Annotated in this window: 27 protein-coding genes and 1 pseudogene; 18 read left to right on the top strand and 10 right to left on the bottom strand. The window is 63.0% G+C overall.

The features are described from left to right. Positions 1 to 240 precede the first annotated feature (240 nt). The 3 genes from IG197_RS27355 to IG197_RS36105 all read left to right on the top strand — a co-directional run bounded on the left by IG197_RS27355 (position 241) and on the right by IG197_RS36105 (position 2959). Complete coding sequence (locus tag IG197_RS27355; RefSeq protein WP_192316045.1) at positions 241 to 1278, top strand: hypothetical protein; 1038 nt, start codon at positions 241 to 243, stop codon at positions 1276 to 1278. 5 nt (positions 1279 to 1283) lie between these two features. After that, positions 1284 to 2036 (top strand): hypothetical protein, encoded by a 753-nt coding sequence (locus IG197_RS27350; RefSeq protein ID WP_210346890.1) that lies wholly within the window; start codon positions 1284 to 1286, stop codon positions 2034 to 2036. A gap of 248 nt (positions 2037 to 2284) precedes the next feature. Continuing rightward, positions 2285 to 2959 (top strand): hypothetical protein, encoded by a 675-nt coding sequence (locus tag IG197_RS36105; RefSeq protein ID WP_210346889.1) that lies wholly within the window; start codon positions 2285 to 2287, stop codon positions 2957 to 2959. 39 nt (positions 2960 to 2998) lie between these two features. Here IG197_RS36105 and IG197_RS27340 read toward each other — a convergent pair whose 3' ends face one another. Beyond that, on the bottom strand, positions 2999 to 3931 hold the full coding sequence (locus tag IG197_RS27340; protein WP_182574098.1) for a glutaminase: 933 nt from the start codon (positions 3929 to 3931) through the stop codon (positions 2999 to 3001). 258 nt (positions 3932 to 4189) lie between these two features. Here IG197_RS27340 and IG197_RS27335 point away from each other — a divergent pair, with 258 nt between their 5' ends. From IG197_RS27335 to IG197_RS27320, 4 genes are all read left to right on the top strand, one after another. Then, the gene (locus tag IG197_RS27335; protein WP_067961573.1) at positions 4190 to 4384 is read left to right on the top strand and encodes a hypothetical protein; all 195 of its coding nucleotides are present in this window, start codon (positions 4190 to 4192) and stop codon (positions 4382 to 4384) included. Positions 4385 to 4770: 386 nt separating this feature from the next. Next, positions 4771 to 6558 carry an SARP family transcriptional regulator gene (locus tag IG197_RS27330; protein ID WP_210346888.1) on the top strand — a complete coding sequence of 596 codons (1788 nt, stop codon included), beginning with the start codon at positions 4771 to 4773 and terminating at the stop codon, positions 6556 to 6558. A gap of 48 nt (positions 6559 to 6606) precedes the next feature. Beyond that, positions 6607 to 7572 carry a phospholipid phosphatase gene (locus IG197_RS27325; protein WP_246765262.1) on the top strand — a complete coding sequence of 322 codons (966 nt, stop codon included), beginning with the start codon at positions 6607 to 6609 and terminating at the stop codon, positions 7570 to 7572. Between the two features lie 9 nt (positions 7573 to 7581). Then, entirely contained in the window at positions 7582 to 9258 is a 1677-nt protein-coding gene (locus tag IG197_RS27320; RefSeq protein ID WP_192316039.1) for a S8 family serine peptidase, read from the top strand. Between the two features lie 128 nt (positions 9259 to 9386). Here IG197_RS27320 and IG197_RS27315 read toward each other — a convergent pair whose 3' ends face one another. Next, complete coding sequence (locus tag IG197_RS27315; RefSeq protein ID WP_192316037.1) at positions 9387 to 10535, bottom strand: pyridoxal phosphate-dependent aminotransferase; 1149 nt, start codon at positions 10533 to 10535, stop codon at positions 9387 to 9389. A 136-nt stretch (positions 10536 to 10671) separates the two neighbouring features. Between IG197_RS27315 and IG197_RS27310 the strand changes: the two genes are divergently transcribed. The 6 genes from IG197_RS27310 to aat all read left to right on the top strand — a co-directional run bounded on the left by IG197_RS27310 (position 10672) and on the right by aat (position 16078). Then, entirely contained in the window at positions 10672 to 12072 is a 1401-nt protein-coding gene (locus IG197_RS27310) for a M48 family metalloprotease (RefSeq protein WP_067961565.1), read from the top strand. Between the two features lie 156 nt (positions 12073 to 12228). Further along, entirely contained in the window at positions 12229 to 13023 is a 795-nt protein-coding gene (locus IG197_RS27305; RefSeq protein ID WP_192316035.1) for a DsbA family protein, read from the top strand. Positions 13024 to 13154: 131 nt separating this feature from the next. Beyond that, positions 13155 to 13589 carry a type II 3-dehydroquinate dehydratase gene (gene aroQ / locus IG197_RS27300; protein WP_182574102.1) on the top strand — a complete coding sequence of 145 codons (435 nt, stop codon included), beginning with the start codon at positions 13155 to 13157 and terminating at the stop codon, positions 13587 to 13589. A 29-nt stretch (positions 13590 to 13618) separates the two neighbouring features. After that, positions 13619 to 14086, top strand: coding sequence for an acetyl-CoA carboxylase biotin carboxyl carrier protein (accB, locus tag IG197_RS27295; protein ID WP_192316034.1), 468 nt, complete (start codon positions 13619 to 13621; stop codon positions 14084 to 14086). 18 nt (positions 14087 to 14104) lie between these two features. Continuing rightward, positions 14105 to 15448 carry an acetyl-CoA carboxylase biotin carboxylase subunit gene (accC, locus tag IG197_RS27290; protein ID WP_067961557.1) on the top strand — a complete coding sequence of 448 codons (1344 nt, stop codon included), beginning with the start codon at positions 14105 to 14107 and terminating at the stop codon, positions 15446 to 15448. Between the two features lie 12 nt (positions 15449 to 15460). Then, positions 15461 to 16078, top strand: coding sequence for a leucyl/phenylalanyl-tRNA--protein transferase (aat, locus tag IG197_RS27285; protein WP_067961555.1), 618 nt, complete (start codon positions 15461 to 15463; stop codon positions 16076 to 16078). Positions 16079 to 16085: 7 nt separating this feature from the next. Here aat and IG197_RS27280 read toward each other — a convergent pair whose 3' ends face one another. The 3 genes from IG197_RS27280 to IG197_RS27270 form a co-directional block, all read right to left on the bottom strand. Then, entirely contained in the window at positions 16086 to 16460 is a 375-nt protein-coding gene (locus IG197_RS27280) for a hypothetical protein (RefSeq protein WP_192316032.1), read from the bottom strand. 69 nt (positions 16461 to 16529) lie between these two features. Beyond that, positions 16530 to 16964, bottom strand: a complete 435-nt coding sequence (locus tag IG197_RS27275; protein WP_192320012.1) for a DUF2155 domain-containing protein — start codon at positions 16962 to 16964, stop codon at positions 16530 to 16532. Between the two features lie 292 nt (positions 16965 to 17256). Next, a complete protein-coding gene (locus IG197_RS27270; protein ID WP_067961550.1) occupies positions 17257 to 17655 on the bottom strand; it encodes an NADH:ubiquinone oxidoreductase subunit NDUFA12 in 399 nt (132 codons plus the stop codon). 157 nt (positions 17656 to 17812) lie between these two features. On the opposite strand from IG197_RS27270, the gene IG197_RS27265 reads away from it, so the two are divergent. The 3 genes from IG197_RS27265 to panC all read left to right on the top strand — a co-directional run bounded on the left by IG197_RS27265 (position 17813) and on the right by panC (position 20108). After that, entirely contained in the window at positions 17813 to 18295 is a 483-nt protein-coding gene (locus IG197_RS27265; RefSeq protein WP_192316030.1) for a hypothetical protein, read from the top strand. Positions 18296 to 18429: 134 nt separating this feature from the next. Then, complete coding sequence (panB, locus tag IG197_RS27260; RefSeq protein ID WP_192316028.1) at positions 18430 to 19266, top strand: 3-methyl-2-oxobutanoate hydroxymethyltransferase; 837 nt, start codon at positions 18430 to 18432, stop codon at positions 19264 to 19266. Next, the gene (panC, locus tag IG197_RS27255) at positions 19263 to 20108 is read left to right on the top strand and encodes a pantoate--beta-alanine ligase (protein ID WP_192316027.1); all 846 of its coding nucleotides are present in this window, start codon (positions 19263 to 19265) and stop codon (positions 20106 to 20108) included. The genes panB and panC overlap by 4 nt, the downstream gene beginning before the upstream one ends. A 12-nt stretch (positions 20109 to 20120) precedes the next feature. Here panC and IG197_RS27250 read toward each other — a convergent pair whose 3' ends face one another. The 3 genes and pseudogenes from IG197_RS27250 to IG197_RS27240 form a co-directional block, all read right to left on the bottom strand. Next, a complete protein-coding gene (locus IG197_RS27250; protein WP_067961543.1) occupies positions 20121 to 20612 on the bottom strand; it encodes a GNAT family N-acetyltransferase in 492 nt (163 codons plus the stop codon). A gap of 2 nt (positions 20613 to 20614) precedes the next feature. Continuing rightward, positions 20615 to 22117, bottom strand: coding sequence for an Asp-tRNA(Asn)/Glu-tRNA(Gln) amidotransferase subunit GatB (gatB, locus tag IG197_RS27245; RefSeq protein WP_067966460.1), 1503 nt, complete (start codon positions 22115 to 22117; stop codon positions 20615 to 20617). Between the two features lie 144 nt (positions 22118 to 22261). Beyond that, a pseudogene (locus IG197_RS27240) lies at positions 22262 to 22573 on the bottom strand (sensor histidine kinase); the annotation flags it as partial. 505 nt (positions 22574 to 23078) lie between these two features. Between IG197_RS27240 and IG197_RS27235 the strand changes: the two are divergent. Continuing rightward, positions 23079 to 23336, top strand: a complete 258-nt coding sequence (locus IG197_RS27235; protein WP_067961539.1) for a YjhX family toxin — start codon at positions 23079 to 23081, stop codon at positions 23334 to 23336. A 60-nt stretch (positions 23337 to 23396) separates the two neighbouring features. Here IG197_RS27235 and IG197_RS27230 read toward each other — a convergent pair whose 3' ends face one another. Then, on the bottom strand, positions 23397 to 23828 hold the full coding sequence (locus IG197_RS27230; protein ID WP_067961538.1) for a CBS domain-containing protein: 432 nt from the start codon (positions 23826 to 23828) through the stop codon (positions 23397 to 23399). 102 nt (positions 23829 to 23930) lie between these two features. Then, positions 23931 to 24662, bottom strand: a complete 732-nt coding sequence (locus tag IG197_RS27225) for a rhomboid family intramembrane serine protease (protein WP_192316025.1) — start codon at positions 24660 to 24662, stop codon at positions 23931 to 23933. A gap of 380 nt (positions 24663 to 25042) precedes the next feature. Between IG197_RS27225 and IG197_RS27220 the strand changes: the two genes are divergently transcribed. After that, a complete protein-coding gene (locus tag IG197_RS27220) occupies positions 25043 to 25681 on the top strand; it encodes a PAS domain-containing protein (RefSeq protein WP_192316024.1) in 639 nt (212 codons plus the stop codon). Positions 25682 to 25788 lie beyond the last annotated feature (107 nt).

Here is a 25788-nt window from a genome sequence, read left to right as displayed (position 1 = left end):
ATTGTCCGCTTACCGCGCAAACTGTCCTTGCAGGCCTGTCACGCCTTTAGAGCGCAGATCACCTGATATCGGCCGCCGGCAGCGCCCATGTCAGTATTGATCGGCCTTTCACACCATCGCCGCTCAAGCGATTCGTCGGAATCAGACATCGCAACGAATTGCGCATTCAGCCTTAAGCAACCTGCAATATGTCCACTCTAGATATGCAACCATATCTTAAGGTCATTTGTCGGGCGCAGGATGATACGTTTCCTCTCACTGGGCATTCTAACGCTGCTGCTGACCGGATGTTCGGACAGCGATTCGCCACCGCAAGGTAATCCTGCCGATTCCCTGAGAACGGACCGCTTCGGCTATCAGGTCGATTCGAACGTCATTGTCGGCAAGGACAATTCTCTCAGCTGGCTCAAATCGGTCGTCACGGGCTATGCACCCATCGAAGGCGAGCGCCCGGCCAAGATCGGCTGGCTCGAGACGACCCAAAGCTGCAAGTTTCCGCTTCCGTCCGTCGGCGACAAGCTCGTCCAGATTCACACCAACGAGACCAACCAGGTTTCCGATGTCTTCGCCCTGTCGCAGGCGGAAGTGCTGGAGCGGGCGCAAGCCTATGTCTCGCAATGGCAGAATGATGGAAAGGACCCAGGCGTCAATTCGAACCGCTCCGGCGATCGGCTGAGGGTGGTCAATGTGATCGTCACCGAAACGGCGGCGCCGGTCTATCTGGTGCTTGCCGGCGGCTTCGACACGCTCTGGAACATCCAGAAATCGCCCAATGCCCGCCTCTCGCGCGTTGCCATCATCGGCACGCGCAACGCCGGTATCGTCAATCTCGAGCCCGGCACGCCGGTCACCGTGCTGGCCGGCAACGCCGCCAAGGATTGCAAGATATCGATATCCCGCCGCCCACAACCGTTCTGGAGGGTCGTCGAGGCTGCCAAGGGCGGCGACCAGATCTCCAAGGAGGCGGTAGCCAGCCGCAATGCGATCTACAACAGATATGACAGCTGGTTTCGCGCCAGCTTCGGCAAGGCCAGCGAAGAGGTCACCATCGGCATCGACCAGATGAACCACGCCATCGTCGGGCCGCTGCCGGCATCACTCGAAGAGCGCTTGCCTTACCGTGGCATCACCGACGCCACCGTGCAACTCGCCCGCACCGACTACGCCTTCGTTGCCGCCTCCCGCGACGACTATGATTCGAAGCATTCCGATCTCGTCACCAAGAAGGCACAACAGCTCGCCGGAGGCGACCTCACAACTCTCAATCGGAAGCAATGACGGCCATGCAGGGCAGTTTTCTCAAGATCGTGGTCGTCGTGCTGCTGCTGTTGGTCGGCGCGCCGCTCATCGGCAGCTTGATCTTCAACGTCGCCGCCGCAGCCTACATCATGCAGATGATGGGCATGGTGAGCGACAGCCAGGAAAAGGCGGCTGAACGACGGTCATCGGATTTCCAGGGCGTCAAGGTCGTGCCCGAGGGCGCGCCGGGTCTGGTGGCGCTGCGCAACTTCGACGACTTCGAGCAGACGCGCACTGTTTCCCTCAACATGCATATGCGGCTGACGGACATCCGGCGCGGCGACCAGAATGCTTTCGACGCCAACGACGTCGAGGCGTATCTCGCGTCTCGCCTGCCCGTCCTGGCGCGCGCCGAATGCGACCTGATCGTCAAGGCCTTCGCCAGCAAATGCGCGGTCAACAAGGTTTCGGCTCGGCCGACGGAAGATCTGTACCAGGTCAGCATGCGCCTGACCTTCGTCCAGCGCGAGCCATTCGGCGAGCTCGCCAAGGCGCCCGAACTCAACTACGTCGAAATCCCGCTCAACCTGAATGACGGCGACGACAAGTCGATCATGACCGACAGCTGGGTTTCACAACGGACGAGGTATTACGACGCCGTTGCCAAGGGCTGCGCCAAGATCCGCGCCCAGAACAAGAATTGCGCCGTCATGACGGTGACAATCGCCTCGACCCCGCAACGCGGCAGCTCGGTCATCAAGGTCAATGCCGGCGCACGCTACGCGATCCTGCAGTGACGGGGTGATCCTGCCGGGACGGCTTCCGGCCCGGCTTTGCCCTGCCCACACGACCGCTCTCCGGGTAATGCCAACGCCACCGGACAATCGCCCGCGCGGCCATTCGCCCTCGCACAGATTCGCGAACGACCAGCAGCAGTGCTGCCTGCCAGACAAGCCCAAGCCACTCCCTTGACGAAACGATACGCCCCGTTTAGTTATTTTTATACAAAACGGACCGTTTCGTTTTGTATAAAAGGATCACCCACATGGCTTGTTCCCGGTTCACCGGCATGGCGATCTCAGCCCTGCTGCAATTCACGCTTCTCTCCCCTGCCAGCGCGGAAACCATGACAGCGACCAGCCCAACATCCGGAACGCCCGTCATCGCCTCGCCGCATGACATCCTCGCGGCACTTCCCGTGCCAGCGGGCTACGTCAATGTCGAAAAGGGCAAGATCGAGGTCGACGGCGAAGGCGCCGTGCTCATCCCCATGGAACGTGCGGACAAACGCAATGCCGGCCTGGGCGGCGAGCATTTCAGCACCGTGGGCGCCACCTCCGGCAGGCTCAAGGGCTTCGTGCGCATGCATCTCGCGCTGCGCGACGGCGCCCCGCCCCGCCAGGACGAAGCGCATGACATCGCCATGCGGTTCCTGTCCGACCATGCCGCCGACCTTCTGTCACGCCGCGAGGTCAGCTTCATTGCTCCGCATGACGAGACGATCCGCGCTGACGGCAAGAGCACAACGTTGACGGGCATGAAGGTGAAAATGCGCAATCTTGTCGACGGCCGCTGGTTCTGGGTGATCGTCGGCGCCGACCGCGAGGTGATGGTGTTCGAGCGCGACATCGTCTGGGCCAACCTCAAAGGCCGCCGACAGAGCGAAAAATGGCTGCATGACAGCTGGCTGGCAGAGCAACGCAAAACCGGCGGTGCCTGAGCCCGGGCCGGCCTGCAACATCGTCCAGCGCGGAATGCCTCAGCGCGAGGCGAAGATCGACCAGTTCATCCTTTTGGTCAGCCGTTCCAGCGCGATCGAGCCCAGCATCGAGTTGCCGCGCGCATTGAGCCCCGGCGACCACACGGCGATCGATGCCACACCAGGCACGATCGCCAGGATGCCGCCGCCGACGCCGCTTTTTCCGGGAATGCCGACGCGGAAGGCAAACTCGCCCGAACCGTCATAGTGGCCGCAGGTCAGCATCAGCGCGTTGATGCGGCGGGCGCGCTCGCTCGAGACGATCGTGTGACCCGTCTCCTCGATGCGCCCGGCATTGGCCAGGAACCGCCCCGCATTGGCCAGTTGCAGGCAGCTCATGGCGACGGCGCAATGGTGGAAATAGACGCCCAGCGTCATCTCGGGCGCGTGGTTCAGATTGCCGAACCCCTTGAGATAGTTGGCCAGTGCGAAATTGCGGAAGCCGGTGGCGCGCTCGGAATTGGCCACGTCGCGGTCGATGATGACGGAATCGTCGTCGGCCACGGTGCGCATGAAGCTCAGCACCTCGCCGATCGCTTCGCGCGGCTGGTGGCCCGACAGCAGCACGTCGGAGACGACGATGGCCCCGGCATTGATGAAAGGATTGCGCGGAATGCCGTGTTCGAGTTCGAGCTGGACGATGGAATTGAAGGCCGTGCCTGAAGGTTCGCGCCCGACGCGGTTCCACAGCTGGTCGCCGACGCGACCAAGCGCCAGCGCCAGGGTGAACACCTTCGATATGCTCTGGATCGAAAACGGCTCGTCGGCGTCACCCGCCGCCGCCACTTCGCCGTCGTTCTTGACCACTGCGATGGCGAATTTGGCCGGATCGACCTTGCCCAGTTCTGGAATGTAGGAGGCAACCTCGCCGCGCTCCGTCTGCGCTGCCATCTCGGCGACGATCTCGTTCAGCGTATCCTGGAGGCTGGGCATGACACTTCCTGCTTCGACCGGCTCGAACCGGCAGGCCGTTCTACATCAAGTCGCGCGCGACGCCACCCATCCCCTGGTCATCTAAGAGCGGCGCAACCCTGACGCTTTGTGGGCTGGCGGCCGCCGAATCGTCGAAAGATGTGCCGAAAGCGAAACTTTCGTAGCGGCGATTCACGTATCCCTCACGTTGCGTCAACACGGCACTGTTACAAGCAACCTCTAATGTTCGTACAACCCACCAAACGGAGACGTTGCGATATGCGTTTTTCTGATGTGCGTGAGAGCCTGCGGAGCATCGGCGTGGTCATGAGCAAGCGTGGTGAAACCATCCGGCTCAATTATTTCGGCGGCCTCGAAGATACGGCCAAATACGCAACCGACCTGCAGGAAGCGCTGGCACTTGGCAGGGAACTCGCCGGCCCCCGCCGCAGCAACGGCTCGTCGGGACGCTAACCTTTCACGACTGGCGACGCGACGGCGCACGATCTGCGCGTCGCGGTCACCGAGGCGATTGCCGAAACGCTTGGCGCGTGAGGAACATGGGCCCCATCTGATGGGCCGTCAAATCTGCATTTCACGGCTGTTTTGACGTTTCACTCACGCCGCAATCACCCCGCCTCCCCTAACGTCCTTCCGAAATCAGGCCGGAATCAGCTCCGGCAAGAGTGGTGAGGAACGCTGGAATGCTGCAGGTTTTGCCCGGTGCCAGAAGCATACAAGCACGCGCACTTGCCGGAATGTCGTTGTATGCTCCCGATGCAAGTTGCGAGGACCACAGGCGATTCGACCTGTGGTACGCTCTTCAGGGGCATGGACGACCTGCAGCGAAGGTCCGCACGATGGCTGGTGAAGACGCCAGTACGCTTTGCAATATCTACCTGTTCGGGGCGCTGGCCGTCACCGACGCAGCCGGCGCGTCGTGCACGCCCAAGGCGCAAAAGTCGCGCGCGCTGGTGGCCATGCTGGCACTTGCTCCACGCGGTGCCCGCTCGCGTATCTGGCTGCGCGACAAGCTATGGAGCGACCGCGGCGAGGAGCAGGCCGCAGCCAGCCTGAGACAGGCCCTCGTCGACGTCCGCAAATCGCTCGGCCCGATCGCCGACAGCATCATCATTTCCGACAACCACACCATCTCGCTCGACCTCAACCGTGTGTCGGTCGACGCGCTGCAGTTGCTCGACCCGTCGCGCCAATCCGTGCCCAGCGAAGTCGAGCTCGAATCCTGGCCGGAGCTGCTCGAAGGCCTCGACATCGGCGACCCCGAATTCGAGGAATGGCTGATGCTCGAGCGGCAGGTCTGGCAGGGCCGGCTCGAAAATGCGCTCGGCCAGCGCGACGTCAGCCCCAAGGACAGGCGCAGCAACGGCCTCATCCCGGCCCAGGGACAGAAATCGGGACCGAATTCCTCCGACGGCGGCAACCGCAAGTCGCTGCCGCTGACCGGGAGCCGGACCGGCTGGTCGGTGGCGCTGCTGCCGCCGGCGATCTCAGGCGATGCCTTCGGGGCAGAATCGCTGCCCGACATGTTTTCCGAACTCTTGGTGCGGTCGCTGCTCGAAGGCGGCGAACTGACCGTCTCCGACCTGTCGCGGCCGGATCTGTCGCCGACGCAGGAGCCGGAAACGGCGTTCGATTCGGTGGCGCTGGCGATTCAGGTCCGCTACCGCTTTTCGGCCCACCAGGCCTATATCAGCGTCAGTGTCCATCGCACCGCCGACCGCAGCCTGCTGTGGATGGGTGGCGCCACGCTTGAACGGCGCGCGATCGAGGCAGGCGAAACCTCGGCGGCGCACCAGCTCATCAACGAGGCGATGGACGAGTTGCGCAAATATTTCATTGCGCGCTCCGAACAGACCGACGACGCCGTCGAGGCCGAGAGCCTCTATGCCGCCGTCAACGCCATGTTCCGGCTGTCGCGCAACGACCTGGTCATGTCCGAGGCGTCGCTCCGGCGCATCATCGCCCAGCGGCCGTCGTCGCAGGCCTATGCCTGGCTCGCCTTCCTGATGACTTTCCAGGTCGGCCAGCGTTTCTCCGATTCTGCCGTGGCCATCGAGCAGGCTCAGCATTACGCCCGCAAGGCGCTGGAACTCGATTCCAGCAATTCGGTCACCCTGGCGCTCGTCGGCCATGTGCATTCGTTCCTGTTCGGCGAGTACGACTACGCATCGGGCCTGTTCGAGCGCGCCATCCGCGCCAACCCGACCCAGGTGCTCGGCTGGGACCTCTATTCGATGCTGCATGCCTATGCCGGCCAGCCGGACAAAGGGCTCAGCCTCGCCAACTGGGCGCGTCATCTCGGAGCCTACAGCCCCTATCGCTACTATTTCGACACCTCGCGGCTGATCAACGCCACGCTCGCCGGCAATCATCGCGTCGCCATCGAAGCCGGCGAGCAGGCGCTACGCGAGCGGCCCGATTTCAATTCGCTGCTGCGTTATCTCGTGGCGAGCCACGCCCAGCTCGGCGACATCCGCGCCGCCCGCTCGCTGCTCGACCGGCTGAACGTCGTCGAACCCAATTTCTCGATCAGCTCGCTGATCGACGCCCGCTATCCAATCATGCGCACCGAGGGCGGCGCCAATCTGATCTCCGGTCTGATCAAGGCCGGTGTCAAAAAAACATGACGGACGCGCCGAGCACCGCACATTTCGATCAATTCAATGGGGAATTCAGTGTCTGGCAACGACAGCTCCGCGCCTGCTGAGGGCGGCTTTTCGCACTTTCTCGATCAGTACCGCTTCAAGATCGCCGGCGACGACGTGCTGCCTTGCGCGGCCACGGATCGGCCTCCGATCGTGTTGGAAACCACACTCGCCTCCGGCGCCGAGGCGATGGTGATGTCGGCCGGAGTCGCCAGTGCCGTCATGAGCGCCGGCGTGCTCAACAAGGCCTCGCTCAACAAGAACAAGAATAAAAACAAGAACAAAAACAAGAACAAGGGCAGCGCTCTTCAATCGGGATCAGGCACTGGATCGCAGGCAAGCCTGATCCCGGCCTTCGAGCTCAGGCGTCTGCACACGTCGCCCTCGCCACATGCGTTCACGGCAGCGCGCAAATTCACCTGGGAGCAGCTCGACATTCCGCTGCCGCCCGGCCCCGACGTCACCCGTCTCGAAACGACAGTCATGCTTTCGCTCCAGGCCCGTGACCGCGAACGCTCGCGTCGCAAGGAGGACATCGAGCGCGAGGCGACGCTTGACGTCTCCGACTTCACCAAGCCGCTGGGCATCGACGGCATCAGCGGCTTCGACCAGACCGAGGGCCTGTTCCAGTCGATCCTGACGGCCTGCGAATATGTCGGGCTGATCTACAAGGCAAAATTCAACCGCACCCGACCCAACCAGGTCGAGCCACGCCTGCGGCTCATGCTGCCCAACCCGGCGCACCAGGCCTATCCGAGCAACCACTCTTTCCAGTGTCACTCGATTGCCTTTGCCTTCAACGCCATCCTGCCGGAGCACCCGGCGACGGAGGAGCTGTCGCGCATTGCCCGCAAAGTCGCGGAAAACCGCGAATGGGCAGGCCTGCACTATCCCAGCGACACCAATGGCGGCCGGGCGCTGGCACAGCGCTTCCAGCCATATCTGCGTGACGCCTTCATGGCGAACTATCTCGCCGCACAGCGCGAATGGATCTGAGGGGCGATCATGGCAAACGGCAACACACAGTTCTCCTTCCAGCACCCTCAGTCCTACTACTACCTCTGGCACCTTGCGGCACTCGGCGTGATCGATGCCACCTTCGGGCCGCTGACCCCGGGTGGCGAGGTCGACTACTCCTCGCCCACAATCAACGGCACTGTCTGGGATACGATATCAGAGGCGTTCCCGGCAGCGACGGCTCCTGCGACAGTCGCGCTGATCGACGTCGGCGTCAGCCGCAGCCACCCCAACCTCAAGAGCCGGCTGGACGCGGTGAGGTCGATCGACCTGGTGAGCCACCCCTATGGCGCCAAATATGTCGCCGCCCCTGCCGCCAGCCCCTATGACCCCGAGGTCAAGGCCGCCTTCTTCGCCGGCATCTCCACCGCAGGGCTGGGCACGCTCAACCTGACGGGCCCGGAGACCGCCTATCTCGGCAGCCTGATCGCCGAGCTCGCAGCTTCGGAAGGCGTGCTGCACACGCTGATCGAGGGTGACGAGACCTTTGGCAGCCACGGCACCGCTGTTGCTGGCCTCGTCGTCGGCGAACCGGCAGCAACCGTCGCGCCCAATCCGGCGATCGCCCTGCCCGATGTGCTGATATCAGACGACGGCACTGCCGTGCCGAACCCGAACCGCAACATGCTGCCTTATTTCGGCGTCGACCCGCTGTCGCGGCTGATCTCGATCCGGACCGGCTTCGAGCAGCAGCCCGACCAGTTCATCGCAGCGTTCCTCTATGCCTTTGCCAATGGCGCCGACGTCATCCTGTTGCCGCGCGGCATCCCCGACCCGGTGCGCAGCGTTTTGAATGCCAAGCCGGAGCTCTCTCAGGACCTCGACGACCGTGCCAACTGGGAGCGTGCCGATCTGTTCGCCCGTCTTGAGGAGGCGACGCCGCCGGCAAGCGAGATCAGGCCGCATGCGGTCGGCAAGACCGGCAACCGCGAGATCGCCTGGAACACGCTCGCCAAGCTCATCGTTGCCATCAGCCGCAAGGTGCCCGTGGTCTGCGCGGCCGGTAATGACGGCGAGAGCCAGCTGATCTACCCGGCTAATCTCGCCGCCGCCAACAACGGCATCATCGCCGTCGGCGCCGTGACGCCGCATGGCTACCGCTCCGGCTACAGCAACTATGGCGCCAAGCTGACGCTCGTCGCGCCGTCGGACGATTTCGAGATCTATACCAGACACCAGTTGCGCGTCGACCGGACCAACCCGATGGTCGACCAGCACTACTACCATCCGGGCAAGGGCAAGGTCATTCCGCACAGCCATTTCTCGCTGCTGACCACCGACCTGCCCGGCACTTTCGGTTATGCCGGTGGCTCCGACCCCTATTCGTCGATCCTGCCGCCGCTCGACAACCAGGGCATCGGCGGCGGTTACTACACCACGTTCGGCGGGACCTCCGGTGCGGCGGCTCTCGTGGCCGGTGTGGCTGCCCTCACGGCCCGTGCCCACAAGGCAAAGCATGGCGCCGCGGCGAAACTGGATGGCCTGACATCCAAAGCCAACCTCATTGCCGCCTGCGATCAGAACGCTTCAGTCAAGCCGGGCACGACGCCGCTGACGCAGGATCCGATGAACGCCGACAACGAACCGGCGAAGGGCAAGACGTATTTCTTCGGCGCTGGCCTGCTCGATGCCGGCAAGGCGGTCGCGGCAATACTCGCGCCCTGACCGATCGCGTAACTCATGTCGGAATGCATGCTGGGGGGCATGGGCATTCCGGCGCTCAGGCGGCAAAGCCCATCCTCCCCTTTGCCCCTGTCCGCCCCGTCGGTACGGCCGACGGGGCGGTTGCGCTTTCAACGCAGCCAGCGTTCCAGGCGATCCATCGACTCGACCATGTCGTCATGGCTGCCCGCATAGGAAAACCGCATGAAACGGTACCCTGCGAGCGGGTCAAAATCCCGGCCCGGCGTGGCCGCGACATGCGCTTCGGCCAGCATGCGGCTGGCGAATTCCATGCTGTCATTGGTCAGCCGCGAGACGTCGCAGAAGGCGTAGAACGCACCGTCCATGGGTGCGGCGAAGCTGAAGCCCAGTTCCGGCAGTCTTTTGGCCAGCAGTTCGCGGTTCCAGGCGTAGCGCGCCTTGATCACTTCGAGTTCGTCGGTGACGTTGAACGCCTCGATGGCCGCCACTTGCGACAGCTCAGGCGCCGAGATGTAAAGCGATTGCGCGATGCGCTCGACTGGCCGCACCAGCCGGTCCGGTAGCACCATCCAGCCGATGCGCCAGCCGGTCATGCAGTAATATTTGGAGAACGAGTTGATGACGGTGACGTCACTGTCATAGGTGAGTGCGGTCACATCTGGCGCGCCATAGGCGAGCCTATGGTAGATTTCGTCCGAAATCACCGCGATCCCGAGTTCGCGCGCGGTATCGACAAGCGCCTTGAGGTCGCCGGCCGGCACGACGGCACCGGTCGGGTTGGCGGGGCTCGCAAACAAGACGCCTTTCAGCGGCTTCTGCGCATGTGCTGTGCGCAGGTGCTCGGCATGGAGGTGGGCAGCGCCCTCCAGCTCGATCTCGACCACGTCGAGCCCGAGAGCGCCCATGATGTTGCGATAGGCAGGATAGCCGGGCGCCGCGATCGCCACCCGGTCGCCGGCGTCGAACATTGCCAGGAATGCGAGATTGAAGGCCGCGGACGAGCCGGTGGTGACGGCGATTCGCGAAACCGGCACATCGATGCGGTAATGCTCGGCATAATGTGCCGAGATCGCCTTGCGCAGATCGGCAAGCCCGAGCGCGTCGGTGTAGCCTATACGGCCGAGTTTGAGCGCGGCTGCCGCGGCGTCACGCACCCGCTGCGGCGCCGGATCGGAGGGTTGGCCGACAGCCATCGAAATGACCGGCGCGCCCAACGCCCTGAGCCTGTTGGCCTCGGCCAGAATGTCCATCGCATGGAAGGGCTCGACTTCGCCGCGCCGTGAAATCGCAACCGCCATTTTCGTTCACTTTCTACTGTCGCCCGCCAGGCAATGTGCCGCACAAATGCCTGATTGATATGGGGATCACAAGTTGATGAGTTTCTTGAACCAGCCTTTTCACAGCCCGACGGCTCGTTTACGAGTGTTTCCCGCTATGCAGAGCATCACAAGTCTTTCGCGTTTCGTCGCAAGATCAACGCGCGCAGTCACTGCGCTTGCGCTGTCGGCCGGGCTTGCTCTCGGCACAATGGGAACTGCCCATGCACAGGGTGTTCCGATCGTCCGGGACGCCGAGATCGAGGCCCTGGTGCGCGACTATGCCCGGCCGATTCTCAAGGCGGCGGGGCTTGCCAATTCGAACATCAACATCGTGCTCGTCAACGACCCGGCCTTCAACGCCTTCGTTGCCGGCCGGCGCATGTTCATCAACACCGGCGCACTGATGACGGCCGAGACGCCGAACGAGATCATCGGCGTCATCGCCCATGAAGCCGGCCACATCGCCGGCGGCCACCAGGAGCGCCTGCGCGACCAGTTGGCGCGTGCCCAGACGATGGCGATCGTCGCCGCCCTGCTTGGCGCCGGTGCCATGGTTGCAGGTGCAGCGAGTGACGCAAAGGGCCTTGGTGCTGCGGGCGCCGGCGTCGTCGCCGGCGGTTCAGAAATGGCACGGCGCAGCCTGCTCGGCTACCAGCGCACGGAAGAAGTCACCGCCGATCGTTCGGCGATCACCTATCTCAATGCCACCGGCCAGTCGGCGCAGGGCATGCTGAAGACATTCCAGCGCTTCCAGAACGCACTGTCGCTGTCGGGTGCGCGCGTCGATCCCTACCAGGTCAGCCACCCGATGCCGCGCGAGCGCATCGCCAATCTCGAGACGCTGGCGCGCGAAAGCCCCTATTTCGACAAGAAGGATTCCGAGGCGCTGCAGCAGCGGCACGACATGATGCGCGTCAAGATCGCCGCCTACACCCAAGGGCAGGCCGCCACTTCACGACTGCTGCGCGGCACCGACGGTCTCGCCTCGCGCTATGGCGACGCCCAGTCGACCTATCTGTTCGGCGACCTGCGTTCGGCGCTGAGCAAGACGGATGCGCTGATCAAGTCGCAGCCGAAAAACGCCTACTTCCACGAGCTGCGCGGCGACATCCTGATGAAGTCGAACAAGCCCGCGGCCGCAGCCGAGGCCTATACCAACGCTGTCCGGCTCGACACGGCGAAATCAGGTATCCTGCCGATCCAACTCGGCCAGACCTATCTCGCCATGGGCACGCCCGACGCGCTGAAGAAGGCTGTCGTCGAAATCCGCAAGGGCCTCGACCGCGACCGCGAGAACGCCTCGGGCTATCGCTACCTCGCTCAAGCCTACGGCATGCTCGGCGACGTCGCCGACGCCGACCTTGCCACCGCCGACGGTCACTACTACAGCGGCGCCTATCAGGACGCGAAAATCTTTGCGATGCGAGCCCAGCAGAAGCTCAAGCCAGGCTCGCCGGGCTGGGTCCGCGCGCAGGACATCATCAACTACAAAGCGCCGAGCAAGAAAAAGAAGTGAACTTTCTTTCGGCGGACAGCGACACACAGCGCCGCGCGTCATCCGGACGCGCAAAGGACGCTGTAAAACTTTAAACCTGATGCATGACCCTTGCCAAAAATCGTTTCAGATTTTCGGAGGCATGCATAAGCCGAAACGGCTGGAGACCAAGGGACCATGAAAAAAGCACTTCTTCTCGGCACGACCGGCATCGCCGTCGCCATCGCCATGCTGGCCTTCGGCCTTGCCGGTTCGCCAAATGCCGCACATGCGGAAACAGCGGCTACCACGACCCTCGACAAGAAGCAGGTCGAGACGATCGTGCGCGACTACCTGCTCAACAACCCTGAACTGCTGCTCGAAATGCAGGGCGCTCTCGAAGCCAAGCAGAAGGAAGAGCAGCGCATCGCCAGCCTGAGCGTGATCAAGGAGAGCAAGGACGAAATCTTCAACTCGAAGTTCGACGGCATCGTCGGCAATCCCGACGGCAAGATCACTATCGTCGAGTTCTACGACTACAATTGCGGCTACTGCAAACGCGCCCAGGCCGACATGAACGCGCTGGTCAAGACCAACCCCGACCTGCGCTTCGTGCTCAAGGAGTTCCCGATCCTCGGCCCAGACTCTCAGAAGGCCCATGTCGTGTCGATGGCCTTTCGCAAGTTGATGCCCGAGAAGTACGGCGAGTTCCACGACAAGCTGCTCGGCGGCGAAGGCCGCGCCGGCGAGGACAGCGCCATCAAGCTGGCGCTCGAGCTCGGCGCCGACGAGGCCAAGCTGCGCGAGGCGATGAAGGACCCCACGATCGGCGAAGCCTTCAACCGCACCTACGATCTCGCCAACAAGCTGCAGATCAGCGGCACGCCGTCCTATGTGGTCGGCAACGAGGTCGTCTTCGGCGCACTCGGCCAGGATGTGCTGGCGGAAAAGATCGCCGCGGCAGCCGCCTGCCAGGCAAATTCCACCTGCTGAGCAAGCTTTGTTCAGCGCGAGCCGTTGTGGACAGCGCAAGAAGTCGCTTGCGCTCTTTCCGCGACGGCTTATGCCGATTATAGAGGGTCCGCCGCGCCAGAGAGGATCTGGCGGGTGGAAAGGTCTTTAATTTGAAAACGGTTTACGTCCTCAACGGTCCGAACCTTAACATGCTGGGCAAACGCGAGCCCGGGATTTATGGCGGCAAGACCCTGGCCGACATCGAAGCCGACTGCCAGGCGGCAGCCGCCTCGCTCGGCCTTGCGATCGAATTCCGCCAATCGAACCACGAGGGCGTCCTGGTCGACTGGATCCACGAGGCCGGCGAAAAAGCCGTCGGCATCGTGCTCAATGCAGGCGCCTACACCCACACCTCGATCGCGCTGCAGGACGCCATTCGTGCCGTCTCGCCCTTGCCGGTCGCCGAGGTGCACCTTTCCAACATCCACGCCCGCGAGCCGTTCCGCCACAAATCGATGGTGGCACCGGTGGCCGTGGGCATGATCTGCGGCTTCGGACCGCTCGGATACACGCTGGCGCTGCAGGCGCTGGCCGCCCGGCTCTGACCGGAAACAGGAAGAGAAAAGGCTAGAACATGGCGACGAAGAAGACCGATGGTGTTGATCAGCAGCTGGTCCGCGACCTCGCAGGGATCCTGAACGATACCAACCTGACCGAGATCGAAGTCGAACTCGGCGATCTCAAGGTGCGCGTGTCGCGCCAGGCAGCAGCTGCCGTCCAGGCCTATGCCGCGCCCGCACCTCTCCCGGTCGCAGCCGCACCGGTTGCCGCAGCCGCCGCTGCCCCCGCTGCTGCCGTCGACGCTTCGAAGAACGCAGTGCCCTCGCCGATGGTCGGCACCGCCTATCTCGCGCCGTCGCCGGATGCCAAGCCGTTCATCGAGATCGGCTCGGTGGTCAAGGAAGGCCAGACGCTGCTGATCATCGAAGCGATGAAGACGATGAACCAGATTCCGTCGCCGCGCTCCGGCACGGTCAAGGCGATCCTCATCGAAGACGCGCAGCCTGTCGAATACGGCATGCCGCTCGTCGTCGTCGAGTAAGCCGGAAGGCTGCGCGCAATGTTTCAGAAAATCCTGATCGCCAATCGCGGCGAAATCGCCCTCAGAGTGCTGCGCGCGGCCAAGGAGCTCGGCATCCAGACGGTTGCCGTGCACTCCACCGCCGACGCCGACGCCATGCATGTGCGCCTCGCCGACGAGAGCGTCTGCATCGGACCGCCGCCGTCGCGCGACAGCTATCTCAACATCCATCAGATCGTCGCGGCCTGCGAGATAACAGGCGCCGACGCCGTGCATCCGGGCTATGGCTTCCTGTCGGAGAACGCCAAGTTCGCTGACATCCTGGCTGCGCACAACATCACCTTCATCGGTCCCTCGGGCGACCACATCCGCATCATGGGCGACAAGATCGAAGCCAAGCGCACCGCAAAGCGCCTCGGCATCCCGGTCGTGCCCGGCTCGGAAGGTGCCGTCAGCGACGAGAAAGAAGCCAAGCGCGTCGCCGCCGAGATCGGCTATCCCGTCATCATCAAGGCATCCGCCGGCGGCGGTGGCCGCGGCATGAAAGTGGCGCTGACCGAAGCCGACCTCGAGATGGCGCTCGCCACGGCGCGCTCGGAAGCCGGTGCCGCCTTCGGCGACGACGCCGTCTACATCGAAAAGTACCTGCAGAAGCCGCGCCACATCGAAGTGCAGATTTTCGGCGACGGCGCCGGCAAGGGCGTCCATCTCGGCGAACGCGATTGTTCTTTGCAGCGCCGCCATCAAAAGGTCTGGGAAGAGGCCAATTCGCCCGCCCTCAACAGCGAAGAGCGCTCGCGCATCGGCGACATCTGCGCCAACGCGGTGGCCAATCTCGGCTATTCCGGCGCCGGTACGATCGAGTTCCTCTACGAGAACGGCGAGTTCTACTTCATCGAGATGAACACCCGCCTTCAGGTCGAGCACACGATCACCGAAGCGATCACCGGCATCGACCTCGTGCACGAGCAGATTCGCGTCGCCTCGGGCGGCGGCCTGTCGGTCACCCAGAACGACATCCGCTTCCACGGCCATGCCATCGAGTGCCGCATCAACGCCGAGGATCCACGCACCTTCGTGCCCTCGCCCGGCACGATTACGCATTTCCACACGCCGGGCGGCCTTGGCATCCGTGTCGATTCAGGCGTCTATTCCGGCTACCGGATCCCGCCATACTACGACAGCCTGATCGGCAAGCTGATCGTGCACGGCCGCAACCGCGTCGAATGCATGATGCGTCTCCGGCGCGCGCTCGATGAATTCGTGGTAGATGGTATCAAGACGACGTTGCCGCTGTTCCGTGAGCTTGTCGGTAACCCCGACATCGCAAATGGCGACTACGACATCCACTGGCTGGAAAAACATCTCGCGAAAGGCGAGTAGAATGAGGGTCGCATGACCCGACCTTATGCGCCCGGCTACGGCATACCCACGGACCTTCTTCTGAAGGCCTATGCGTCGGGCGTGTTTCCCATGGCAGAAAGCGCGTCGGATCCGGAAGTGTTCTGGGTCCGGCCCGAGACACGCGGCATCATCCCCTTCGACGGCTTCCATGTGCCGCACAGCCTCGCCAAGACGATCCGGCAGGGCCATTTCGAGATCCGCTTCGACAGCGACTTCGAAGGCGTCATCGACGCCTGCGCCGAACGGCGCGCAGGCCGCCTGTCGACATGGATCAACGCGCCGATCCGCGAGGCCTACACCCACCTTCACCGGATCGGCAACGCCCACTCCGTCGAGGCCTGGCGCGACGGCGAGTTGGTCGGCGGGCTCTACGGTGTCTCCCTGGGCCGCGCCTTCTTCGGCGAAAGCATGTTCTCACGCGAGACAGATGCGTCCAAGGTGTGCCTCGTCCACCTGGTGCAGCGGCTCAGAGAACGCGGCTTCCTGCTGCTCGATACGCAGTTCACAACCGATCACCTGAAGCGCTTCGGTGCGGTCGACGTGCCACGCGACAAATACGAGAAGCTGCTCGCCAAGGCGCTCCTCGGCGAAGCCACCTTCACGCCCTGAGGGCAAGCTAGCTCTTCGTCTGAGCCGCTTGCGCTATCGGCGTCTGGGCGTGGAACATCATCTTCCAGCCCTGCAGGCGATGGACGTAGCCCGTGCTCACCAGCGCCTGGTACGGCTCGCCATCTTCACGGATTGCCTTGGCCTCGTATGTCAGCATGACGATGTCGCTGCCCGGTTCGACGATTCCTTGCACCTTCATCTCGAGATTGCGCCAGCGGCGCGGCTTGGTCGCGGTGGCGGCAAGCTCGGCATTGCTCATCACGCCCGCCATCTCGGGAAAAGCGACAAGGCACTCCCTGTCGGCGTTTTCGGCAAAAAACTCCTGGTTCCCGGTCCAGAATTCCCGTTCGAGCTCAAGCAGTTCGTCACGGTTGACGGTCACGGCACGATCCTCCGCTGGCGTTGCTCACGACGCCAAACGTCAGGGGCCCCAAGCGGTTCCGAAAAAGGCTCAGTTGGTCTTGGCGGCTTCCGGAGCCGGAACGTCCGACTTCTGCTTGCAGGCCTTCAGCCAGACGTCATAGACGGCGTGCTCGACGGCGTTGAGGCCCGGGCTTTCGGCAAACATCCAGCCGGTGAAGATGCGCCTGATCTTGCGGTCGAGGGTGATCTCGTCGACCTCGACGAAGGAATCGGTCTTCGGCTCTTCGTTCTCGGGCCTGGAATAGCAGACGCGCGGCGTCACCTGCAGCGCGCCGAACTGCACGGTCTCGTCGACATAGACGTCGAAGGTGATGATGCGGCCGGTGATCTTGTCGATGCCGGCAAACTCGGCAACCGCGTTCTTGATCCGCTGCGGCGGGGCCGCGACCTTGGGTGCTGCCTGTGTCTCTGCAGGAGCAGGCTGCCCCTCACCCGGCAAGGGTGGGACGTCGATGGCAGGCAGATCGTCACCTTGCTCGACCTGCTGATCGAGCGGCAGCCGCTCGATGCTGTCCTGGGCCGTTGCCTGGCCAAGCCCTGCGCACAGCGTTGCCGCCACAAGCAGGGTTTTCGCCTTCGATCGTCCGCTCGACGGAATCCGGCCAGGAAAAATCATTCAGTCGTTACCGCCGTTGCGCCCGGAGTGTGTCCCACTCGCTGATTCCCACGCGCCAAGGCTAATCGCCTGACGCCAATGGGCAAGGAGTTAGCCGCCAATTGTGGCGACAAATGTCCGCGCCGTTAAGCTGTCTGTCTTAAGCGCCGGGCGTCCAGGCGTCGTAGTCGCCGGTGACCTGCGGGCGATGCGTATTGCCCAGCACCGAACCCTTCGGGCGGTAGGCGCCGCCGGTGCCGGTCAGATTCGGCTGATGCGGCTTCTGCCAGTCACGCGGAATGTAGTTGTCGCTCGGCGGCGCCACGTCGACACGATGGTGCATCCAGCCGTGCCAGCCGGGCGGAATCATCGAGGCTTCGGCATAACCGTTGTAGATCACCCAGCGGCGCGTGCGGCCTTCCGAATCCTTGCCGCCTTCATAGTAGACGTTGCCGAACTCGTCCTGGCCCACCTTGGTGCCTTTGCGCCAGGTGTGGAAACGCGTGCCAAGGGTCTGGCCGTTCCACCAGGTGAAAAACTGGACAAGGAATTTCTTCATCGGATCCTCGCGGCAGGCGCGTCGAAAGTCTCCTGCTTATGGCGTCACGCCGGCGCGAAGGCAAGAGATTAGACGCCGCAACCTGGTGCCTGCGACGATTGGCAGACGATCCATCAACACATACTGTTCACGGTGAGCACCAGAATGGACGCAATCCATGCCCTTCATGCAGATCCTCGAAATGCTGAGCATGCTGGTGACGATCTTCGGCCTGCCGCTGGCGATCTTCATCTTCGTCTTCGAACAGCGCAAGGCGCGGGTCAACGAGGAGGAGGAGATCTACCAGATGCTCTCCGATGGCTACACGAACTTCCTGACGCTCTCGCTCGACCATTCCGACCTCTACCTGCAATCGCAGACCGCAACGAAGGACCTGACGGCCGAACAAAAGGACCGGCTGCTCGCCATGTTCGCCATCCTGATCGCCCTGTTCGAACGTGCCTATCTCGTCGCCTACGAACCCGGCATGTCCGATCGCAAGCGCCGCCGCTGGGCATCCTGGGAGGATTTCATGCGCGAATGGTGCCGGCGCGAGGATTTTCGCAACGCCCTGCCCCAGCTCCTGCCAGGCGAAGACCCCGCGTTCGCCGTCTACATCAGGCGCCTTGCGCAGGAAGAGGCAGAGCCGCGCTCGTCCTGATGGACGATGCCATTTCGCAGTTGCTCACGTTTTCATCTCGCACTTGCAAAGTAATTAGCCGGTCCTTAAAGGACTCTCGCCCTGACAGGGCTCACGGACCGGCCTTGGCCGGAAACGTCGAGGGAGGAAAAGACATGGCTTCCGACGCGCCTGCGGCTGCCGGCCGCATCACGCCCGCCGCTCTGCTGGCCCGCAAGGGCAAGGAGCCCATCGTCTGTCTCACCGCTTACACCTATCCGATCGCCCGGCTGCTCGACCCGCATGTCGATCTGCTGCTCGTCGGTGACAGCGTTGCGATGGTGCTGCATGGCCATCCCAACACGCTGGGCGCGACGATGGACATGATGGTCTCCCACGGCCAGGCGGTGATGCGCGGCGCGTCCCGCGCCTGCGTCGTCGTCGACATGCCCGCCGGCAGCTACGAGGACAGCGTCGAAAACGCTGTCACTTCCGCCGGCCGCATCATGCGCGAAACCGGCTGCGATGCGGTCAAGCTCGAAGGCGGCGTGGCAATTGCCGCGCAGATCGCAGCCATCGTCGCATCAGGCATTCCCGTCATGGGCCATATCGGGCTGTTGCCGCAGTCGGTCGAAAAGGAAGGCGGCTACAAGATCAAGGGCCGCTCCGAGGCCAATGCCGAGGCGCTTTATGCCGATGCCAGGGCGGTCGAGGCGGCGGGCGCCTTTTCGGTCGTCATCGAGGGCACTGTCGAACCGGTTGCGGCCGAGATCACCCGGCGCATCACTATTCCCACCGTCGGCATCGGCGCCAGCCCCGCTTGCGACGGCCAAGTGCTGGTCATCGATGACGCCATCGGCCTGACCGTCGACCGGGTGCCCAAATTCGTCAAGGAATACGCGCATTTGCGCGATGTCGTCGCTGACGCCGCCGCGTCCTACGCTCGCGACGTCCGCAGCCGCGCCTTTCCCGGCCCCGAGCACCTGTTTTCGCTGAACAAGGACAAGGCATGACCATTGTCGTCGAAACCATCGCCGCCCTCCGCGCCCAGGTGCGGGCATGGCGTGCCGAAGGACTGAAGGTCGCGCTGGTGCCGACAATGGGCGCGCTGCATGACGGCCATGTCTCGCTGATGCGTGCCGCCCTTGAGCGCGCCGACCGTTGCGTCGTCTCGATCTTCGTCAATCCGCGCCAGTTCGCGCCGACCGAAGACCTCGACAAATATCCACGCCAGTTGGCGCTCGACCTAAACAGGCTGGAAAAGGCGGGCGTCCACCTCGCCTTCACGCCCGGCGTCGAGGAGGTCTACCCGCAAGGCTTTGCCACCTCGATCTCGGTCGGTGGCCCGTCGGCCGGGCTCGAAACCGATTTCCGGCCGGCTTTCTTCGACGGCGTCGCCACCGTCGTCGGCAAGCTCTTCATCCAGTCGGAGCCCGACCTCGCCGTGTTCGGCGAGAAGGACTACCAGCAGCTCTGCGTGGTAAAGAAGCTTGTGCAGGACCTGAACCTGCCGCTGGAGATCGTGGGCTCGCCGACGATCCGCGACGGCGAAGGCCTCGCCATGTCGTCACGCAACGCCTATCTCAGCGCCCAGGAACTCGAAATCGCGCGCCAATTGAACAAGATCCTGCGCAAGGCAGCGTCAGCCCTTGAAGGCGGTGCCGACGAGGCCGTGACGATGGCCGCCGCGCGGCAGGACGTGCTGGAAGCCGGATTCGATGCCGTCGACTATGTCGCCGCGCGCCAAAGCGACACGCTCGCGCCATGGCAACGCGACACGGACGGTCGAGTGCTGGTTGCGGCCCGCCTCGGCAAGACGCGTCTCATCGACAATGTCGAGATTTCGGCCAGCTAAGTCCGGCCTGTATCAGCCCAGCTTCTTCTCGAAGATCAGCGCCGGAATGCCGGACTGGTCGGCGCCGCAATTGGCAGTCGCACCGGCATGGGCGAAACCATTTGCTTCGTAGAAGGCAATGGCGCCTGCATTTGCCTCTTCCACTTCGAGCCGCAACATGCGCGCCTCGGGAAAGCACTGTTCGATCTCGTCGAGCAGCAGCCGACCGACGCCGGCCCGCTGGTGGCGCGGCAGCACATAAAGTTGGTGCAGCATGACTGTCTTGGCGTCACCGGATGCCGCCGCGAAGGCCATGCCGGCGATGGTCTTGCCGTCGTCGGCAACAAGAAACTCGGAATTCGGCCGCGTCAGCCGCGCCTTGAGCGACGCCAGCGAATGCCACTCTGCCGTGATTTCATCGACCCGCTCGACGCCATAGATGGCGTCGTAGGTCGCGTGCCACGTGTCGGCGAGCAGCGCCTTGATCGTCTCAAGGTCGCGCTCGCTCGCCGTGCGTACGAACATCGCTATTCCTCGATGCCGAGCTTGGCCTTGACCAGGTCGTTGACCGCCTGCGGATTGGCCTTGCCGCCGGTCGCCTTCATCACCTGGCCGACGAACCAGCCGGCCATTGTCGGCTTGGCGCGGGCCTGGTCGGCCTTGTCGGGGTTGGCGGCGATGACGTCGTCGACGGCCTTTTCGATGGCGCCGGTGTCGGTCACCTGCTTCATGCCGCGGCTCTCAACCAGCTCCTTGGGGTCGCCGCCCTCGTTCCAGACGATCTCGAACAGGTCCTTTGCGATCTTGCCGGAGATCGTGCCTTCCTTGATCAGGTCAATGATGGCACCGAGCTGATCCGGAGAAACAGGTGCGTTTTCGATATCCTTGCCGGCCTTGTTGAGCGCGCCGAGCAGATCGTTGATGACCCAGTTGGCGGCCGCCTTGCCGTCGCGGCCGCTTGCCACCTTCTCAAAATAGTCGGCGATCGACTTTTCGGAAACCAGAATCGAGGCGTCATAGACCGACAGGCCGAGCGAGGTGACCAGGCGATCCTTCTTGTCGTCGGGCAGCTCGACGAGGTCCTTGGCGAGCGCGTCGACATAGGCCTGGTCGAATTCCAGCGGCAGAAGGTCCGGATCGGGGAAATAGCGGTAGTCGTGCGCCTCTTCCTTCGAGCGCATCGAACGCGTCTCGCCCTTGTTCGGATCGAACAGGCGGGTTTCCTGGTCGATCTTGCCGCCATCCTCGAGAATGGCGATCTGGCGACGTGCCTCATATTCGATAGCCTGGCCGACGAAACGGATCGAGTTGACGTTCTTGATCTCGCAGCGCGTACCGAACTCGCCACCCGGACGACGCACCGAAACGTTGACGTCGGCGCGCATCGAGCCCTCGTCCATGTTGCCGTCGCAGGTGCCGAGATAACGCACGATGGTGCGCAGCTTGGTGACATAGGCCTTTGCCTCGTCCGACGAGCGCATGTCCGGCTTGGAGACGATCTCCATCAGCGCCACGCCCGAACGGTTGAGGTCGACGTAAGACATTGTCGGATGCTGGTCGTGGATCGACTTGCCGGCGTCCTGTTCGAGATGCAGGCGCTCGATGCCAATCTCGATGTCCTCGAACTCGCCCTTGCGGTCAGGGCCGACGGAGATGGTGATCTTGCCCTCGCCGACGATCGGCTGCTTGAACTGTGAGATCTGATAGCCCTGCGGCAGATCGGGATAGAAGTAGTTCTTGCGGTCGAACACCGACTTCAGGTTGATCTGGGCCTTGAGGCCGAGGCCGGTGCGGATCGCCTGCTTGACGCATTCCTCGTTGATGACGGGCAGCATGCCGGGCATTGCCGCGTCGACCAGGCTGACATTGGCGTTGGGTTCGGCGCCGAACGCGGTCGACGCACCGGAGAACAGCTTGGCTTCCGAAGTGACCTGGGCATGGACCTCCAGGCCGATGATGACCTCCCAGTCACCGGTGGCACCGGAAATGAAGCGCTTGGCGTCGGGCGTGCGGGTATCGATGAGGGACATGGCGGCCTGCGTCATTGGATCGAGAAGATGCGGATCGAGAAGTACGAAACGCATAGTTTAGTGTGCGCCTTCGCTAGTGCAAACAGCCAATGGAGGCAAGCACTGCCTGCGCGGCAAGGCTGCGGCTTGCGTTCTCGTCTCGCTTCAGGACATCGCTTCGGCGGCGACAAGGCCTCTTGGCAGGTCGACCTTGACCACAAGCCCGGTCGGCCTGTTGTCGTCGAGCGCTATCCTGCCGCCATGGCCGTGCACGATGTCGGCGACGATCGACAAGCCCAGGCCGAAGCCGCGCCTGGCGTACGCGCCGCGTGAGGCGTCGACCTTGTAGAAGGGTTCGAATACACGCGCCCGCACCGTTTCGGGGATTTCGGGGCCGTTGTCGCTGACCTCGATCAGCACCGCGTCGTCGGTGGCGGTCAGCACCACCTCGACATTGGGCGCGAACTTGACGCTGTTGTCGCAGAGATTTGTTCGTCATTGGCTGTGGCGCGATCTGCTGCCCAAGCCGTATCCGGGGCGAGAATCCCGATGACCATGACCGCCAGCGACATGCGGAAAGCAACCGGTGCAGTATCTATCTTTGCGGACATGCGCACTCCAAGGCCTGAGATGGGCGCCCCGCCCCACCGGGCGTTGCACCCGACGCGACCAGTCATCCCAGTTCGGAACCCGTGCCGGTATGAAGTAATGTCAAGTCTTGTTGCAGCGATGCCGGCAGCGGCAACAGATCCGCCAGCCAGCAACCCGACCGCGCGGGGTCGGTGGGCTGGCATTTCGCCTGCTTCGTTGCTATATCCTGGCCATCCCTATGGAGTGTGGATGTTCTATTCGTCTGAGTCCTGCTGAGGCCCCAGCCTTCTCCTGAAGGCGGGGCGTGAAAACCTGAAACCCCGTGCCGTGAGTTCTCGCGGCGGCGGCATTTTTCTTTGGCCCATCGGTCAGGTTTTCCAGGACATCAAAAATGGACATCTCGCGCACGGAACAGCGCATCCTCCACCTGCTCGCCCAGGGCGGACGTATCGAAATCGAGAAGAACGACAAGAGCAAGATCGAGGCAGCCATCTGCCTCACCCGCGATGGCTGGCGCTATCCGGGCTTCGATCTCGACCTTTTCAGGAAACTGAAGCGAAAGAAGGCTGTTTCTTCTTCCGATGGCGGCCCCTATCGCATCACACGGCGCGGACTCGAACTCGTCCGCTCCGAACTCGACAACAGGTAAAAGGCGGCATCGCCGGCCGGGATCAGTCCTGGCCGGCGCAAGCCCTGCGTGCTCCTGAGCTCAGGCGGTGGCGATGTAGGCCTTGATTTCCTCTGCCTCCCGCTCGACATCCTCGATGCGGCGCTTGACCACGTCGCCGATCGACACGATGCCGTAGAGATAACCGTCGCGCTCGACAGGCAGGTGGCGGAATCGGCCGACCGTCATGATCTCCATGACCTGGTTGACCGTGTGGTTCTCGTTGCAGATCTTGACCTTGGGGGTCATCACGTCGCGCACCGCCTTTTCAAGGGCGGCACCACCTTCCTTGCCGATGATACGGACGACGTCGCGCTCGGACAGGATGCCGACGATCTTGCGGTCGCCATTGGTCACGACCAGGGCACCGATACGGTGTTCGGCAAGAATGCGAACCGCTTCCGACAGCTGTACATTGGGCCCAATGGTAAAAACGTCGTGGCCCTTCTTCTCGAGAATTGCCTTCACAGTCATCGTGGCCTCCTGCTGCTGTCGATCAGTCAAAACACTCCATGCCGGCCCACCGGGCCAACTGCATCGTGCGCTGCATTGGGTCGCATTTCAAGTAAAACGCGCTCAGGCAAACTCGCGCCTGCGGTCGAAAAACCTGATGCCCAGAAAGCCCGCCAGGAAGCCGCCTATATGGGCTTCCCAAGCGATCTGATTGTCGACGCCAGGGGTGAAACCGACGATCCCGGTGACCAGGTTGATGACCATCCACACGCCCAAGAAGGTCATTGCCGTCCGTGAGCGGAAGACATCGCGGATCGGCAGCGGCGCGCCTGCAAAAGCCGGCTTGCCTTGCGAACGGTCGACCTGGAAGCTGAAACGCGCGGCAGCCCCCATCATGCCTGAAATCGCGCCCGAGGCGCCGACGAGCGGCGAGGCATCAGTCGAATGCAGCACATAGTGCAGCGCCACCGCCGCAAGCGTCGTGACGGCGAAGAACGCCGAGAACCGAGCGACCCCGAGTCGGTTGGCAAGCGGCGAGCCGAACGCTGCCAACCACACCATGTTGATGATCAGGTGGGCGAAGCCGCCATGCAGGAAGGCATAGGTCAGCGGGCTGGTGAAAGCCCAGATCTCGAGATCGTATTGGCCCGAATAGCGGATCGGAATGAAAGCCGCCCGTACCACCAGGGCAAAATCCTGGTCGGAGCTGAGGATATAGACACGGATCAGATGAATCGCCACGCAGGCGCCGATGATCGCAATGACGATGGCTGGCAGGTTGAACACCGGTTCGCGGCGCTGCGGCTCGGCCTCGATGATCTCAGGCGCGTCGTTCTGTCTTGCTGGTTCGCTCATGCACTTCCGATTCGTTTGTGGTCCGGCGTGCGCCAGCCTCGTTCCATCTAGTGCAGGCCGGCCGAAAGCGCAAAAAAGAAGCCGCCCAGGGTTGCCCCTGGACGGCTGGTCGAGCCCCCCTGCCCGTCCCCAAAAGTAACTCTTGACTGAAGTGCTGCCGACCGCGCCTGCGCGGCCACTTCATGGAGTGAATGGAACGTGCCACGTAAGCCTGGGCACAGCAACGTAAACCCTTTGTTAACCTTAACGATCCCGACCCGTTAACAACTATTACCAAGACTGGCACGCGTCCTGCTCCGCGCCTCATGTAGTCCTCAAGAATGAAGCGATTCTGTCCAGAGATGGCACATCAGGCACAGAAACGCTCGGAGCGGAGCAATATGAAACAGAAAGGATCGCTGGCACTGTTCCAATATTGGAACCGCCTTCGCGACGGCCGACCCGCACCTAAACGTACGGAAGTCGAGCCGGCCGAGATCAAGGCCCTGCTTGCAGACACTTTCATCCTCGAACGCGACACCCGCGGCGAAGCGGTCTTCCGCCTCGCCGGCACCCGGCTGTGCGCCACTTTCGGCCGCGAGCTCAAGGGCTTTTCGTTCCCCTCGCTGTGGCGTCAGAAGGACCAAAGGCTGATGGCACGCCTTGCCTATGGCGTGTTCCAGCAGAAGTCCGTGGTGGTGATCAACTTCGAAGGCTTCACCTCCAGCCTGCGCGCAACGAGCTTCGAAATGCTTCTGCTGCCGCTCGATGGCGGCGTCGAAAACCCGCGCAGCCTGGGCGTCCTGTCGAGCGTCGACCGGCCGTTCTGGCTCGGCTCCGATCCGCTCACCGACGCCTCCATCGAAAGCGTGCGCGTCGTCGATCCGGACCTGGAGCCGATGTTCCTCAAGAACCGTCCGGCGGTCACCGTGCCGTCGCTCGCACCGAGCGATAGCGCCCTTTCCGGCGAGCCGAGCCCGCTCGATGGCGCGCGCCGGATACGCCACCTGTTCGTTCTCGAAGGCGGACGCGAAGAATAGCGCAAGCGGGCCACCCCAGAGGCCCGCTGCTAGGCGTTTTGTTAACCTCTTTGGCGCTAGTTTCGCCCAATAGCTCCCCGATGCGGTTCGGCGGGAGTTTGCAGATA

Origin of the sequence: Aminobacter sp. SR38 (assembly GCF_014843375.1) — a bacterium.
Lineage (GTDB): Bacteria > Pseudomonadota > Alphaproteobacteria > Rhizobiales > Rhizobiaceae > Aminobacter > Aminobacter ciceronei.
Note: the sequence above shows the minus strand (reverse complement) of the source record. Positions and strands in the feature narration are given on the sequence as shown.

Bases quoted from the DNA above. Each gene is read 5' to 3' on its own strand.
- panC (WP_192316027.1), top strand. From the start codon at position 19,263: ATGACCATTGTCGTCGAAACCATCGCCGCCCTCCGCGCCCAGGTGCGG.
- IG197_RS27350 (WP_210346890.1), top strand. From the start codon at position 1,284: ATGCAGGGCAGTTTTCTCAAGATCGTGGTCGTCGTGCTGCTGCTGTTG.
- IG197_RS27225 (WP_192316025.1), bottom strand. From the start codon at position 24,662: ATGAGCGAACCAGCAAGACAGAACGACGCGCCTGAGATCATCGAGGCC.
- accB (WP_192316034.1), top strand. From the start codon at position 13,619: ATGGCGACGAAGAAGACCGATGGTGTTGATCAGCAGCTGGTCCGCGAC.
- gatB (WP_067966460.1), bottom strand. From the start codon at position 22,117: ATGTCCCTCATCGATACCCGCACGCCCGACGCCAAGCGCTTCATTTCC.
- panB (WP_192316028.1), top strand. From the start codon at position 18,430: ATGGCTTCCGACGCGCCTGCGGCTGCCGGCCGCATCACGCCCGCCGCT.
- IG197_RS27230 (WP_067961538.1), bottom strand. From the start codon at position 23,828: ATGACTGTGAAGGCAATTCTCGAGAAGAAGGGCCACGACGTTTTTACC.
- IG197_RS27355 (WP_192316045.1), top strand. From the start codon at position 241: ATGATACGTTTCCTCTCACTGGGCATTCTAACGCTGCTGCTGACCGGA.
- aat (WP_067961555.1), top strand. From the start codon at position 15,461: ATGACCCGACCTTATGCGCCCGGCTACGGCATACCCACGGACCTTCTT.
- IG197_RS27330 (WP_210346888.1), top strand. From the start codon at position 4,771: ATGGCTGGTGAAGACGCCAGTACGCTTTGCAATATCTACCTGTTCGGG.
- IG197_RS27270 (WP_067961550.1), bottom strand. From the start codon at position 17,655: ATGAAGAAATTCCTTGTCCAGTTTTTCACCTGGTGGAACGGCCAGACC.
- IG197_RS36105 (WP_210346889.1), top strand. From the start codon at position 2,285: ATGGCTTGTTCCCGGTTCACCGGCATGGCGATCTCAGCCCTGCTGCAA.
- IG197_RS27265 (WP_192316030.1), top strand. From the start codon at position 17,813: ATGCCCTTCATGCAGATCCTCGAAATGCTGAGCATGCTGGTGACGATC.
- IG197_RS27335 (WP_067961573.1), top strand. From the start codon at position 4,190: ATGCGTTTTTCTGATGTGCGTGAGAGCCTGCGGAGCATCGGCGTGGTC.
- IG197_RS27305 (WP_192316035.1), top strand. From the start codon at position 12,229: ATGAAAAAAGCACTTCTTCTCGGCACGACCGGCATCGCCGTCGCCATC.
- IG197_RS27320 (WP_192316039.1), top strand. From the start codon at position 7,582: ATGGCAAACGGCAACACACAGTTCTCCTTCCAGCACCCTCAGTCCTAC.
- IG197_RS27315 (WP_192316037.1), bottom strand. From the start codon at position 10,535: ATGGCGGTTGCGATTTCACGGCGCGGCGAAGTCGAGCCCTTCCATGCG.
- accC (WP_067961557.1), top strand. From the start codon at position 14,105: ATGTTTCAGAAAATCCTGATCGCCAATCGCGGCGAAATCGCCCTCAGA.
- IG197_RS27310 (WP_067961565.1), top strand. From the start codon at position 10,672: ATGCAGAGCATCACAAGTCTTTCGCGTTTCGTCGCAAGATCAACGCGC.
- IG197_RS27235 (WP_067961539.1), top strand. From the start codon at position 23,079: ATGGACATCTCGCGCACGGAACAGCGCATCCTCCACCTGCTCGCCCAG.
- IG197_RS27220 (WP_192316024.1), top strand. From the start codon at position 25,043: ATGAAACAGAAAGGATCGCTGGCACTGTTCCAATATTGGAACCGCCTT.
- IG197_RS27340 (WP_182574098.1), bottom strand. From the start codon at position 3,931: ATGCCCAGCCTCCAGGATACGCTGAACGAGATCGTCGCCGAGATGGCA.
- IG197_RS27250 (WP_067961543.1), bottom strand. From the start codon at position 20,612: ATGTTCGTACGCACGGCGAGCGAGCGCGACCTTGAGACGATCAAGGCG.